General features: G+C 62.8%; 11 protein-coding genes and 1 pseudogene. 10 read left to right on the top strand and 2 right to left on the bottom strand.

Annotation, left to right across the window (positions count from 1 at the left end; genetic code table 11):
* Positions 1-11: 11 nt before the first annotated feature.
* From otnK to BMY35_RS33765, 8 genes and pseudogenes are all read left to right on the top strand, one after another.
* A complete protein-coding gene (gene otnK, locus BMY35_RS33730; RefSeq protein ID WP_093208869.1) occupies positions 12-1,283 on the top strand; it encodes a 3-oxo-tetronate kinase in 1,272 nt (423 codons plus the stop codon).
* A 64-nt stretch (positions 1,284-1,347) separates the two neighbouring features.
* On the top strand, positions 1,348-2,268 hold the full coding sequence (locus BMY35_RS33735; protein WP_093208873.1) for a GntR family transcriptional regulator: 921 nt from the start codon (positions 1,348-1,350) through the stop codon (positions 2,266-2,268).
* Positions 2,265-2,951 (top strand): class II aldolase/adducin family protein, encoded by a 687-nt coding sequence (locus BMY35_RS33740; protein ID WP_093208876.1) that lies wholly within the window; start codon positions 2,265-2,267, stop codon positions 2,949-2,951. Before BMY35_RS33735 ends, BMY35_RS33740 begins: the two co-directional genes overlap by 4 nt.
* Positions 2,948-3,814: a methylglyoxal synthase gene (locus BMY35_RS33745; protein ID WP_177213773.1), complete on the top strand. Its 867-nt coding sequence runs from the start codon at positions 2,948-2,950 to the stop codon at positions 3,812-3,814. Before BMY35_RS33740 ends, BMY35_RS33745 begins: the two co-directional genes overlap by 4 nt.
* Before the next feature lie 11 nt (positions 3,815-3,825).
* On the top strand, positions 3,826-4,911 hold the full coding sequence (locus tag BMY35_RS33750) for a lactonase family protein (protein WP_093208878.1): 1,086 nt from the start codon (positions 3,826-3,828) through the stop codon (positions 4,909-4,911).
* Positions 4,912-4,997: 86 nt separating this feature from the next.
* Positions 4,998-5,162, top strand: a pseudogene (locus BMY35_RS39150) (ribonuclease); the annotation flags it as partial.
* 394 nt (positions 5,163-5,556) lie between these two features.
* Positions 5,557-6,240: a glutathione S-transferase N-terminal domain-containing protein gene (locus BMY35_RS33760; protein WP_093208883.1), complete on the top strand. Its 684-nt coding sequence runs from the start codon at positions 5,557-5,559 to the stop codon at positions 6,238-6,240.
* Positions 6,241-6,242: 2 nt separating this feature from the next.
* A complete protein-coding gene (locus BMY35_RS33765) occupies positions 6,243-6,854 on the top strand; it encodes a 2-hydroxychromene-2-carboxylate isomerase (protein WP_007839183.1) in 612 nt (203 codons plus the stop codon).
* A gap of 42 nt (positions 6,855-6,896) precedes the next feature.
* Here the strand turns inward: BMY35_RS33765 and BMY35_RS33770 are convergent, their stop codons facing one another.
* Both BMY35_RS33770 and BMY35_RS33775 read right to left on the bottom strand, forming a co-directional pair.
* Positions 6,897-7,616, bottom strand: coding sequence for a Crp/Fnr family transcriptional regulator (locus BMY35_RS33770; RefSeq protein ID WP_371287231.1), 720 nt, complete (start codon positions 7,614-7,616; stop codon positions 6,897-6,899).
* 46 nt (positions 7,617-7,662) lie between these two features.
* Positions 7,663-8,655, bottom strand: coding sequence for a GlxA family transcriptional regulator (locus tag BMY35_RS33775; protein ID WP_093208888.1), 993 nt, complete (start codon positions 8,653-8,655; stop codon positions 7,663-7,665).
* 114 nt (positions 8,656-8,769) lie between these two features.
* On the opposite strand from BMY35_RS33775, the gene BMY35_RS33780 reads away from it, so the two are divergent.
* Together BMY35_RS33780 and BMY35_RS33785 are read left to right on the top strand one after the other, a co-directional pair.
* Positions 8,770-9,057: a hypothetical protein gene (locus tag BMY35_RS33780; RefSeq protein WP_007839180.1), complete on the top strand. Its 288-nt coding sequence runs from the start codon at positions 8,770-8,772 to the stop codon at positions 9,055-9,057.
* A 229-nt stretch (positions 9,058-9,286) separates the two neighbouring features.
* Positions 9,287-12,829 carry an indolepyruvate ferredoxin oxidoreductase family protein gene (locus BMY35_RS33785; RefSeq protein ID WP_093208891.1) on the top strand — a complete coding sequence of 1,181 codons (3,543 nt, stop codon included), beginning with the start codon at positions 9,287-9,289 and terminating at the stop codon, positions 12,827-12,829.
* The last annotated feature ends 2 nt before the right edge of the window (positions 12,830-12,831 follow it).

Consider the following 12,831-nt stretch of genomic DNA (forward strand, 5'->3'; position numbering starts at 1 on the left):
GAGCCCTCACCATGACACAAGTCCTGCTCGGCTGCATTGCCGACGACTTCACGGGTGCCACCGACCTGGCCAACAACCTGGTGCGCGCGGGCATGCGGGTGGTGCAGACCATCGGTGTGCCGGACATGAGCGTGACCGTGGATGCGGACGCGGTGGTGGTTGCGCTCAAGTCGCGCACGATTCCCGTCGCCGACGCTGTTGCCCAATCTCTGGACGCGCTTCGTTGGCTTCGGTCGGTCGGTGCCCAGCAGATCTATTTCAAGTACTGCTCGACCTTCGATTCCACGCCCGTCGGCAACATCGGGCCCGTGACAGACGCGCTGATGGAGGCCCTTGACACCGACTTCACGATCGCCTGTCCGGCGTTTCCGGAGAACGGCCGAACGGTGTTCAAGGGCTACCTGTTCGTGGGTGACGAACTGCTGCACGAGTCCGGGATGCGCAACCATCCACTGACGCCGATGACGGATTCCAACCTGGTCCGCGTGCTGCAATCGCAGACGAAAAGGCGCGTGGGCCTGATCGACTATCGAACAGTGGCCGCCGGTCCGGCGGCAATTTCCGAACGGATCCGCGCCCTCAGGATCGAGGGGGTGTCGATGGCGGTGGTCGATGCCACCAGCAACGCCGACTTGATGGCCCTGGGGCCGGCACTGAAGTCCCTTCCGCTGGTGACCGCCGGTTCCGGCGTCGCCATAGGACTGCCGCAAAACGTCGGTCTCGTACCGGCAGCGGCCGCGGGCCAGCTCCCCCAGGCTCTGGGCTTCAGGGCCATCGTGTCCGGCAGCTGCTCGACAGCGACCAACGCACAGGTCGCCGACTTTGTCGAAGGAGGTGGCGCGGCGTTTGCCGTCGATCCCTTGCAAATGGCCAATGGCCAGGACGTCGTCTCGGACGCGCTCGAATGGGCTCAGCAGCAGATCGCGACGGCCCCGGTGCTCATCTATGCCACGGCCCGACCCGAGGCGGTGAGCGCAGTGCAGGCGCGGTTGGGCGTGGCGCAAGCCGGCGAGATGGTTGAACACGCGCTGGCATCGATCGCGCGCGGACTTGCCGAACGAGGCGTGGGTCAGCTGATCGTCGCGGGGGGAGAGACCTCCGGCGCCTGCGTGCAGGCGTTGGGCATTCAAAGCATGCGTATCGGCCCCCAGATCGCCCCGGGTGTGCCCTGGTGCCATGCGGGATCGCCCCATGCCAGGGAGGGCGCGATGCACCTAGCCCTCAAATCGGGCAATTTCGGTGCGACGGACTTCTTCACGCGCGCGTTCGAGTTGCTCTCGTAACGCCTCGATGCCTTCCACCCCGCTACAGTAGAGTTTCCCTTCGCACCACGACACTTCCACCGCCATGCCCGCGCTCAGTGCAGTCCCCAAGGTCAATCCGGCTTCCAATGTAAGTGCCCTGATCCCGACCCTCGCGCGCCGGATCATCGAGATGATTCGGCGTGAGGGCTATTCGATCGGCCACAGGTTGACCGAACAGGCGCTGTGCGACGAACTCGCGGTGTCCCGGTCGCCGGTGCGCAAGGCCCTCCAATACCTGCAGGCGGCCGGGGCCGTCACATCGGAGCCGAATCGCGGGTATCAGGTGGCCAAGGGCGCTTCGGAACTCGGCGAACTGGAGTTTTCACCGGACCCATCGTCCGAAGAGACGGTCTACATGCGGATCGCCAATGACCGCATCCACGGGCTGCTGCCGGACGAGATTGCCGAGGCCGATCTCATGAGCCGGTACGACCTGGGCCGACTCCAGGTCCAGCGGGTGCTCAACCGCATGTCGCGCGAAAGCATGATCGATCGCAAGCCCGGGCGAGGCTGGATGTTCCGGCCGCTATTGAGCAACGTCGAGTCCCATCGCGAGAGCTATCGATTCCGCATGATCATCGAGCCCGCGGCGATTCTCGAGCCCGGCTATGTGGTCGACATCCCTGAGTTGGAGAAATGCAGGCGCGAGCAGATCGAACTGCTGCAAGGCGGCATCGAGCGTTGCACTCCGACCGAGTTGTTCCGCGCCGGCGTGCATTTCCACGAAACGGTGATTGCCGGGGCGAACAACCGGTTCTTGCTGGACTCGCTGCGCACGCTCAACCAGATGCGGCGTGTCGTGGAATATGGAACCCGGCTCGACCGGGCGCGTCTGCATCGTCAGTGCGAAGAGCATCTGGTGATGATCGATCTGCTCGTGAAGGGCGAACGCATGGAGGCTTCGCAGTTCCTGCGCCAGCACCTGAACACGGCGCGAATCACGAAGCTGGGAGACGCAGGTTGAACGAAGGCTTGGCCAGGGAAGAGATCTGCCGCATCGGGCGCAGCCTCTTCGAAAGAGGCTTCGTGCATGCAACCGCGGGCAACATCAGCGTTCGCCTCGACGATGGCGGCTACCTGATCACACCGACAGACGCATGCCTGGGTTTCCTGAGCCCCGACCGCCTCGCCAGGCTCGACGCGAGCGGCACTCAGTCGAGCGGCGATCGAGCGAGCAAGACGATCACCTTGCATCGGCGCATCTATGCCGCGAGCGCAGGCACGGCGCTGCCCGCGCGATGCGTGATCCATACCCACAGCACCCATTGCGTCGCATTGACCCTCGACGAGGACGTCGATGCCGTCGAGGGAGACTGCAAGGAACTTCTTCCCGCACTGACGCCCTATTTCGTGATGAAGGTGGGCCGCGTGCCGCTGATCGACTACACGCGCCCGGGCCATTCCGGAGCGGCCGACCGGGTCGAATTTGCCATCCGCGCCTATGCCACGAAGGGGTCGCCCATCCGTGCGGTCATGCTCTCTCGCCTTGGCCCGAATGTCTGGCACGACACCCTGTCGGCCGCCATGGGGACTCTGGAAGAGCTCGAAGAGACCTCGCGCCTCTGGATCTTGAGTGGCAGGCGCGCACGGGCTCTGTCGGATCCGCAAATCGCGGATATTCGGCTGGCTTTCGGAGCCCACTGGTGAGCGCGCTGCGGTTCGGGCTGGTTGCCAACAGGCTGCACCGACGGGCGGAAGGCGCGCTCCTGGCCTGGGCTCGCGCCTGCGATGAATCCATTCGCACGCTCGATCTTCAACTGTATGCCGTGGGCGGCGCGTACGATGCATTGGCGGGTGCGCGTCGACTGTCGGGTCACAGGGGACTCTTCCGGCTTCCCTCGGGCGTCGACGGCGGTGTGATGAGGCTGGCCTCTCGCGTCACGGGCGGGCTGGACCCTGTCGATGAACTCGACGGTGTCATCTACCTGATCGATCCGGTCGACCCGTCTTCCCTTTACCCGGAGGCTCAGGCGCTCAAGCGGCAATGTGTCATTCACGGCAAGCCCTTCGTGTCGACAGAGGCCGGCGCGGTCGAATGGATGGCGGTCGAACTGTTTCACGCCGGTGTCGGAAGACCCATGCTCGCAGCGCCTTTGGCCGGACAGACGGTGGCGTTGATCGCCCACGATGCCCTGAAGCAGCGCATGGTGGCGTTCGCAGCGAAGTATTTTGATCTGCTGTCGGCCTTTGCGACGCGCGTGGGCACTGGTACGACGGGCGGCCTCTTGAACGAGATGGCGTGGAGCCGCGGTTGGCCAGCGGACACCCCCTGGGTCAAGCCGCAGCTGAGCGGCCCCATGGGCGGGGATGCGCAAATAGCAGAGCTCGTGCTGAATCGCGCGTGTAGCAAAGTGATCTTCTTCGAGGATCCGCACGTGGCACGGCAACACGAAGCCGACATCCAGTTGCTGGAGCGCGCGGTGTGCACCGCCTCCAAGGACACCACCTGCTTCAACTCGCCCTCGATGGCCGAGCGCTGGGCCGTGGCTGTGACCCGGTCATCCCACTGAGGCCCCTTCCGATGTACGCCTACGTAGGTTCACGAACGACGCGCGAGCGCAATGCGCGGGGCCGAGGCATCAGTGTGTACTGGCTCGACGAAGCTCAGCGCGAATTGACCGAAGTCCAGGTCGTCGAAGGTCTCGTGAACCCGTCGTTCCTCGCGTTGAACGCTATGGGGGACGTGCTCTACACAGTGCACGGCGATGCGCAGGAGGTGAGCGCGTTCCGCGTCGATCGCCTTCAAGGGACTTTGACGTTTCTGAATAGTGAGGACTGCGGCGGGCGCAATCCCGTACATCTGGCCATCGATCCGAGTGGAAGATACCTGATCGTTTCGAACCATTTGAGCGGGACGGCTGCCGTCATGCCGCTGCTGGATGATGGCGCGGTCGGCGCAGTGTCGGAGCTTGTTGCATTGACAGGCGAGCGAGGTCCCCACCGCGTGGAGCAGCCATTCTCGAAACCGCACTTCAACCCGTTCGATCCCAGCGGACGCTTTGTCGCGTTGCCGGACAAAGGGTTGGACCGTGTGTTCACGTTCCGGTTCGAGGACGGCCGTTTGCTGCCGACAAACCCGCCCTTCGTCATGGCACGCGAAGGATCCGGCCCGCGCCACATCGCATTCCACGGAGCGGGAAGCTACGCGTACGCAGTCAACGAACTGGATTCGACCGTGGTGGCCTATGAGATGAACCGGAGCGAAGGCACGCTCAGGGCCATTCAGGTTCTCTCGACGTTGCCCGACTGCTTCACTGGAAACAGTCGGGCCTCCGAAATCGCCGTCGATGCATCCAATCGCTTCGTCTACGCATCGAACCGCGGCTTCGACAGCATCGCGATCTTTGCCATTGAGGGTCAGTCCGGCCGACTGCGCTTTATCGAAGCTGTTCCATCGCAAGGAAAGACTCCGCGTTTTTTCGCTATCTCGCCCAATGGGCGGACCCTGTTCGCTCTCAACGAGGACAGCGACTCGATCATCGCCTTCGGCATCGATGCCGAGACCGGAAGTCTCGGGCACGCCGGAACTCCAACGGCATGTGGCAGCCCCGTATGCTTGGTTTTCGGTCGGGACCCGCTTGCAGCTCCCGCCAACTTGAAACTTTGAAGGACGCCACCCATGAACAAGACGATAGACCTGGACGACCGGTACCCTGAGGCGCCCACGCTACCCCCGATCTTCGCGACTTCGGCGGGCGTCTTCAGTTCAAAGGACTCGCGCTGACCGTGTCCTGCTTCGAGGACAGTTCACGGGTCAAGGAACTGAGCCTGACCCAAGGCGGCGGTCGCCCACTGGTCGTCGACGGTGGTGGCAGTACGCGTTGCGCGCTGCTAGGTAACATCATCGCGATGAGATGAGGAACTTGTCACGGTTACGAACCGTGGAAATCCAGTCGAGAGCCTTTCCGAAGCCCTTCCAGTTTTTGCCCGTCTTGGGGGTGGCTGTACTTCGGAAAGCCCGTACCCTTGCGTACTGCTTTGCCTCCGTCGAGGGCCTTGCCGGCGGCTGCCTTCAATGTCTTGGCGCCACGCCCCAAGAGGTGCTCGACGGTCAGGCCATCAGGAGTAGTCGGCAAGGAGAATTCAGCCTGTCGGTTACATCAACCTTTGTGACTGAAATACATCCAGTACGCCGGAGTCGATCTGTCGTTGAAAAGACATCGCGATCCAGTTGTCCCTGCTAACCTGAAACGGAGTTGAGTTAGGAATCCACGGACCCCGTGTGGATCAGCTTCGTACAAAAGGAGACAGGATGATCGATCTATACAGCTGGGCGGCACCGAACGGGCACAAAGTGCAGATCCTGATCGAGGAACTGGAGATTCCCTACCGGGTCATCCCGATCAACATCACTGCGGGCGACCAGCACACGTACACCTATCGCGTGATCAATCCGAATGGAAAAATCCCAGCCATCGTGGATCACGCGCCGGCCGACGGTGGCGGGCCGTTCACGGTCTTCGAGACCGGAGCCATCATGGTCTACCTGGCCGAGAAGGAGAAACGCTTTCTCCCCACCGAACTGCGCCAGCGCAGCGAAGTACTTCAATGGCTGTTCTGGCAGGTCGGCGGGATCGGTCCGATGATGGGTCAGGCCCAGCACTTCTTCCGCTATGCGTCCGAAAAAGTACCTTACGCCATCGCACGCTACCAGGCGGAAACAAGACGTCTCTTGAAGGTTCTGGATGACCGTCTTGATGGTCGCGAGTTCATCTGCGATGAGTACTCGATTGCCGACATGGCCAGCTTCGCCTGGATCCGGATCCACAAGATGACCGGTGTCCCACTGGATGAGTTCTCTCGTGTGCAGGATTGGTATGGCCGGGTACGCAGCCGCCCCGGCGTCGGCCGCGGTCTGGATCTTCTGAGAAACCAATGGGTGGACGTGACGAAGTCCGATGAAGCGAAGCTCAACCTTTTCCAGAAGAACCGCTGACCATGTCGATCGACACGGCCCGGGTGGAAGCGTTCTTCGATCTGCGAAGCCCATACTCCTACCTCGCGCTCGGCCCGGCCCGTGCGCTCGCTCAGCGCAGCGGCGTCGCCTTCGATTGGTGGCCTTACGTGACCGACTTCCAGTCCGCATACGGCGGGGAAGTGGAGCAGCGATCAAGCCGCGATGTCGCGAAGCTGAAGTACCTCTACATGGATTGCCGGCGGCTCGCAAAGCTGCAGGGGTTGACGGTGCGGTCTACGACGAAGCTCTGGGATCCGACGCTCGCGAGTCAGGCCGTCCTTTTTGCCAAGGCCAGGAACCGGCTTTGGGAGTTCTGTGACCCGCTGCTCGCGGCATTCTGGCGGCGCGAGTTCGACTTGGAGTCCCCAGTGGAGGTGGAGGCGGCTCTCGTCAACGCGGGGCTGTCGTCTTCGGAGTGGAACAAGTTCCTGCAAGGAGAAGCCAAGGGAGCTTTGACAGGGGCGCTCGCACATGCCGAGAGGCTGGGCGTATTTGGCGCTCCGACTTTCATCTATAAGGGGGAGATGTTCTGGGGTGGAGACAGGATGGATCTGCTTGAATCCGCGATCCGGGGCGCGGCTTCGCAAAGATAGCTATCGTCTCGGGATAGCCCATTCTTAGCGCCCGGTGGACTATCAATTCCCAATGTAGTCGCGCAGGCGCTGCGTGTGGACGATCAGGAATCCCTTGGGGCCTTCGGTTCGGACAATTCCATCCTGTTTGAACGATGCCAGTGCCATGTTCACTCGCTGGCGCGAGAGGCCGCAGATCAACGCCAGATCACGCTGATGGATCGATAGCCTGAGCGCATCTTCGTGTCCGTTCTTGGCGAGCATCAGGAGCGCCTTCGCAACCCGCTTCTCGGGCCCCAGCAGGCGCGACGCCACGAGCATCCCGACGAACTCACCCATTCGGGCGTTCATGACATCGCAAAGAAAGTTGCTGAACTCAAGAGACGAACTGCGCAGCATGTGGAAGGTATTTGCAGGAACGAGGCAGAGACGTGCGGAGGTCAGCGAGCGCAGGTCGTACTGCATCAATTCCCTTTTCAACAAGGATCCGTCGCCGCACCATTCTCCTTCCCGAAGGTAGTACAGCGTCGTCTCGTCCCCTTCCGGACCGACGATGCACATCTGCAGTTGGCCGCTCACGACGCCGTACCAGTATGCGCTGGGCTCGCCAGCGCGGGCGACATACTGGCCGGCGGCCACCTTCATCTCCACTGACGTCCCTAGCGTCAGGGCCCGAAGTTCGGTGGAGAGCGCGTGGAACCATGGCCACTTCCCGAGGAATTCGGCCAAGCTTGCCGTGGATGTTTCGTCCGCGGCGGGTGCTTGGGTGATTCTTTGTTCCATCATTCGCTTCCAAAGCCTCAGCCATTGGTGATTGTGTTGGCCCGGACTAGAGCGAGGAGTCCATCTGGAAGCGGCCGCGGTAGGCCCCCGGACTCATCCCGATGCGTTGACGGAAGAGTCTGGAAAAGGAACTGGTGTCGCTGTATCCGACCTGGCTCGCCACTTCTTCGACGCTGTGCGAACTGGTCTCGAGCAGCGCACGCGCAGCTTCCAGCCGAAGATCCTGAAGATAGGCCAGCGGCGTTTGGTCCAGCACGCTGCGGAAGCGGCGGATGAGGGTTCTGTCGCTGACCGCGAGCGTATCGGCGAGCTCGCTGATCCTCAGATCCTTGGTCATGTTGCCCTGCAGCCAGCGCTGGGCTCGATGCACCAGCGCGTCGGAGTGGTTCTTTTGGGCAAGCAATGGAAGATAGGGAATCTGGCTGGTTTGACTCACGTCAATCAGCATGGCCTTCGCGCACTGCGACGCAATGACCGGCCCCGAGAAGCGCTCAATGACACGAATGGTCTGAATCAGATACGACGCTGACGCGCCCGCGCACATCAGCCGGTCCATCTCGGTGATCACAGGACGAAGTTGCACGTCGACACGTGGAAACTTCTCCCTGAACTGCCGTTCAAGCCACCACGTGGTCGTCGCAACGCGCTCATCGAGCAAGCCCGTCTGGGCCAGGATGAAGGTGCCCGTGCAGTTCGCGGCGACCCATGATCCTGCGCGCCATTGCGCCGTCAGCCAGGCACAGGCATCGGCCTGCCGGTCGAGGAACTGGTCGAACTGTCGGTGCCCGCCATAGTGAAAGCTGGGAACAAACACCAAGTCATACCGTTCTCGCGGCCCCAACTTGTGGGTTTGCAGAGGCAGGCCGTTGCTGGCAATCGCCGCTTCGCCCGACGGCGACACGAAACGCCACTCGAATAGTGCTTTCGCCGGCGCTTGTTCGAGCCTCAGATGCGAGTTCGCGATCTGAAGGATGTCGGCAAACCCGGCCACGCTGGAAGCGTAGCAGCCGTCGAAGGTGAGGATGGCGGCACGTGGCATTGGTCGTAAATGGCATAGAACATGTCAGTTTCGACAATTTACACCAAGACGTGGAAATCCGCCTAATGAGCCTTGCTGGCCTCTAGACCGGCGACTACAAAAAGGAGCACGGAGATGAGCGACATACCCCTTGCGTCATTGCGCAGCGACGTCTCTGGCTGCGATCAAGCCTTGCAGCCCCAGATACAGGCGAACTCTCGCCAAGTCGTCGACGGAGAACCCTATCCCGCTTGTGAATGCGGCGACCGAATTGCCGCACTGGGAAGCTGCCACGGATTCGCTGTCGTCCCCGCCAGCCAGGTGCAGGATTTCTATCGTGGTTATGCGTTGGTGGCCGTTCCCGCCATCGCGATGGCAGCCGTGGCCGGCATCGCCTATTTCGTGTTTGGGCTGTCGTTCTGAGCGCCCCCTCCGTGCGGAGCTCGATGGACGATGGCGAAAGTAGCACAAACAAAGTCAATTTCGCCAATGTACGAATGGAGCGTGGTGCCGGTTAATAGAGGGACAGCATCCCGCCCGAGCAACAAATACAAGGAGTTCCCCATGAGCCTGTCATCGAGTGCAGCCGCCTCGCGCGAAGCACACCCCCGTGCCGTTGTCGCCGGCTGCGCCCAACATGGGGAGGTGCGGCATGTCTGAGGTCGCGCCGCTGCCTGGAGCGCTGCTGCGTCCCGCGAAGCTCGAGGACCGCTATCAGCTGGACCGCGGCCCCGCCTATATCAGTGGTTCGCAGGCGCTGGTCCGGCTGCTGCTCAACCAGAGCGCCCGCGACCGTGCGGCAGGGTTGAATACCGCCGGGTTCGTCAGTGGCTACCGCGGGTCGCCGCTGTCGGGCCTGGATCAGGTGCTGTGGGGGATCCAGAAACTGCTCAAGGAAAAGCAGATCGAGTTCATCCCGGGCCTCAACGAAGACTTGGCAGCGACCGCCTGCTGGGGAACCCAGCAGTTGATGCAGCACCCGGAGGAGGCCACGGTCGATGGTGTGTTCGCCATGTGGTACGGCAAGGGGCCTGGCGTCGACAGAAGCGCGGACGCCCTCAAGCATGCCAATGCGGCTGGAACTTCACCGCATGGCGGTGCGCTCGTGCTGGCCGCCGACGACCACACGGCCAAGTCATCCTCGTTCGCGCATCAGAGCGAACAGTTGCTGGTTGCGTCGTTCATCCCCATTCTGTACCCGAGCAACGTGCAAGAATACCTCGACTACGGGATTCATGGCTGGGCAATGAGCCGCGCGTCGGGCCTGTGGGTGGGGCTCAAGTGCGTGGGGGATATCGTCGAGACTACATCGATCGCGGACGTTGATCCGTTCCGGGTCGAATGCCGGCCGCCCGAGGATTTCAAGGCGACGGAAGACGTCCACATCCGTTGGCCCGACGTGTGGGCGACGCAGGAGCCGCGGATCGTGCGCACCAAGCTGCCCCTGGCGCTGTCCTACTGTCGTGCGAACGCGTTGAACCGCATCGTGGCCAAGGGCGCAGGTTCCCGCATCGGCATCATTGCGGGCGGCAAGCCCTACAACGATGTGCGCGAAGCACTCAGGCTGCTAGACATCGGCGAGCAGGATCTGGCCGCGAGGGGTATTGCCCTTTTGAAGCTCGGCATGGTCTGGCCCCTGGAGCCGCAGATCATCCGCGAGTTCGCACAGGGCCTCGACGAGATCTTCGTGGTCGAAGAGAAGAGGGCGCTGATCGAGCAGCAGGTCAAGGACATCCTTTACCCGCTTGCCGCAAGTGGAGAGAAAGCGCCCCAGGTCGTGGGCAAGTCCAGTGGCGGCCTCCAATGCGCGGAATTCGAGATTCCGCATGGGCAGCGCCTCTTGCGCGGAGATGCCGAACTCGGGCCCGTGGACATCGCGGCGGCGTTGCAGGCGCGGCTGCATGCCGCAGGCATGGACGCATGCCAGGCGCTCCCCTACACGCCAGAAAAGGGAAAGCTCCTGGCGCCCCTCATGCGCACGCCGTACTTCTGTTCTGGCTGCCCGCACAACAGCTCTACCAAGGTACCGGAGGGTTCGCGCGCCACGGCCGGGATCGGCTGTCACTACATGGCCAACTGGATGGATCGCCGTACCGAAAGCTATACGCACATGGGCGGCGAGGGTGCTCCGTGGGTGGGGCAAAGCCGCTTCTCCAAGCGGCCGCACATGTTCGCCAACATGGGCGACGGCACGTTCTTCCATTCGGGCTCGCTCTCCATCCGTCAGGCCGTGGCGGCCAAGACGCCGATGACGTTCAAGGTCCTGTTCAACGACGCTACGGCGCTTACAGGTGGGCAGCCGCACGACGGACCGCTCACAGCACCGATGCTGACGCAACTGCTGCATGCCGAAGGCGTGGCACGCGTCGTGGTCGTCAGTGACGACGTCGAGAAATACAAGGGGCACGAATCCGCGTTTGCGCCTGGCACGACCTTCCATCACCGGCGCGATCTGGACGCCGTCCAGCGCGAACTGCGCGAATTGCCTTTCGTGACCGCCTTGGTCTACGACCAGACCTGTGCCGCCGAAAAGCGCCGCCGGCGCAAGCGCAACAAGTACCCGGATCCTCCGGTCCGCTACGTCATCAATCCGGAAGTGTGCGAAGGCTGCGGCGACTGCACCGTCAAGAGCAACTGCGTCTCCATCGAGCCGCTGGAGACGCCGCTGGGTCGCAAGCGCCAGATCAACCAGTCCTCCTGCAACAAGGACTACTCCTGTGCCGACGGCTTTTGCCCGAGCTTCGTGGCCGTGGAGGGCGGGGCCTTGCGCAAGAAGCCGGTCGACTCCGGTGCCGGCTCCGAAGGCGATCCGGCAGCCTGGCCCGAGCCGGCCCATCCCCAGTTGCCCGCGCTGGACACCAGCTACGCTGTGCTGGTTAACGGCATCGGCGGCACGGGCGTGCTGACGATCGGCAACATCCTGGGCATGGCGGCGCACCTGCAGGGCCTGCATTGCTCCGTGATGGACATGGCCGGCCTGGCCCAGAAGGGCGGCGCGGTGTGGAGCCATGTGCGCATCGCGGCAACGGCCGACGACATCCACGCGCCCCGCATACCGGACGCTGCCGCCGATGCGCTCATCGGGGGCGATCTGGTGGTAAGTGCGCATCCGGACTCCGTCAGCCGGCTGAAGTCCGATTGCCGCGCGATGGTGAACACCAATGTATCGCCCACCTCCGACTTCCAGCGCAACCGCGACTTCAGCATGCCGAACGAGGCGCTGTGGGCCACCATCGAGCAGGCGTGCACAGAGAAAAGACTGGCCAAGATCCCGGCCCATGACATCGCGGTGCGCTACTCCGGAGATAGCGTCTACGCCAACATGATCTTGCTGGGTGCGGCCTGGCAGGCTGGGCAGGTGCCACTGTCGCACGATGCGCTGCGCCGCGCGATCGAGCTGAACGGGCAGGCGGTGGATGCCAACTTGCGCGCGTTCAAGATCGGCCGGCAGTACGTGGCGTCGCCGGAGCGGCTGGTGGCGAAGCCCGCTGCGGTCGTGCAATGGATCCCCAGGGCCGGCAAGGAAGACGTGCCGCAACTGGTGCAAGACCGCCGCGACCGGCTGGTGGCCTACCAGGGCAGCAGCTATGCCCAGCAGTACGAAGGCTTTCTGCGGAAGGTACGTTCGTCCGGTGCTGCGATGCCCGACGGCTACGAACAGTCCGTCGCCAGGAATCTCTTCAAGCTGATGGCTTACAAGGACGAGTACGAGGTGGCGCGCCTGCATTCGTCCGCGGAGCTGCGCAAGCTGATCGAAAGCCAGTTCGATGGCGAATACAAAGTTGGGTTCTCCCTGGCGCCGCCACTCTTCGCCCGGCGCGGCTCGGACGGCTTGCCGCGCAAGCGGCTGTACGGCGGCTGGATGGCGTCGGCGTTCACGGTCCTTGCGAAGCTGAAGTTCCTGCGGGGCACGCTGTTCGATCCGTTCGGGTACACGCACGAGCGCAGGACGGAGCGCGCGCTCATCGACGAATACAAGCAGGGTATCCAGGCCACGCTGCCTTTCATCGCAGCCCAGCCGAAGAAGTGTCTGGAGCTGGCACGCATTCCTGAGCAGATCCGTGGGTTCGGACACGTGAAATTGAAAGCCATCGAGGAGGCGCGTGAACGCCAGCGTGCCTTGCTGGGCGAGATTACCGGCAAGGACATTCCGCCGATGACCCACGGACACCGTTTGCAAGGAGCCTCGTCGTGAGT

The sequence above is a fragment of the Variovorax sp. YR750 genome (assembly GCF_900109805.1).
Lineage (GTDB): Bacteria > Pseudomonadota > Gammaproteobacteria > Burkholderiales > Burkholderiaceae_C > Variovorax > Variovorax gossypii.

Excerpts from the sequence above, each read along its gene's own strand:
- BMY35_RS33760 (WP_093208883.1), top strand. The coding sequence starts at position 5,557 with ATGATCGATCTATACAGCTGGGCGGCACCGAACGGGCACAAAGTGCAG.
- BMY35_RS33770 (WP_371287231.1), bottom strand. The coding sequence starts at position 7,616 with ATGGAACAAAGAATCACCCAAGCACCCGCCGCGGACGAAACATCCACG.
- otnK (WP_093208869.1), top strand. The coding sequence starts at position 12 with ATGACACAAGTCCTGCTCGGCTGCATTGCCGACGACTTCACGGGTGCC.
- BMY35_RS33765 (WP_007839183.1), top strand. The coding sequence starts at position 6,243 with ATGTCGATCGACACGGCCCGGGTGGAAGCGTTCTTCGATCTGCGAAGC.
- BMY35_RS33780 (WP_007839180.1), top strand. The coding sequence starts at position 8,770 with ATGAGCGACATACCCCTTGCGTCATTGCGCAGCGACGTCTCTGGCTGC.
- BMY35_RS33735 (WP_093208873.1), top strand. The coding sequence starts at position 1,348 with ATGCCCGCGCTCAGTGCAGTCCCCAAGGTCAATCCGGCTTCCAATGTA.
- BMY35_RS33785 (WP_093208891.1), top strand. The coding sequence starts at position 9,287 with ATGTCTGAGGTCGCGCCGCTGCCTGGAGCGCTGCTGCGTCCCGCGAAG.
- BMY35_RS33775 (WP_093208888.1), bottom strand. The coding sequence starts at position 8,655 with ATGCCACGTGCCGCCATCCTCACCTTCGACGGCTGCTACGCTTCCAGC.
- BMY35_RS33750 (WP_093208878.1), top strand. The coding sequence starts at position 3,826 with ATGTACGCCTACGTAGGTTCACGAACGACGCGCGAGCGCAATGCGCGG.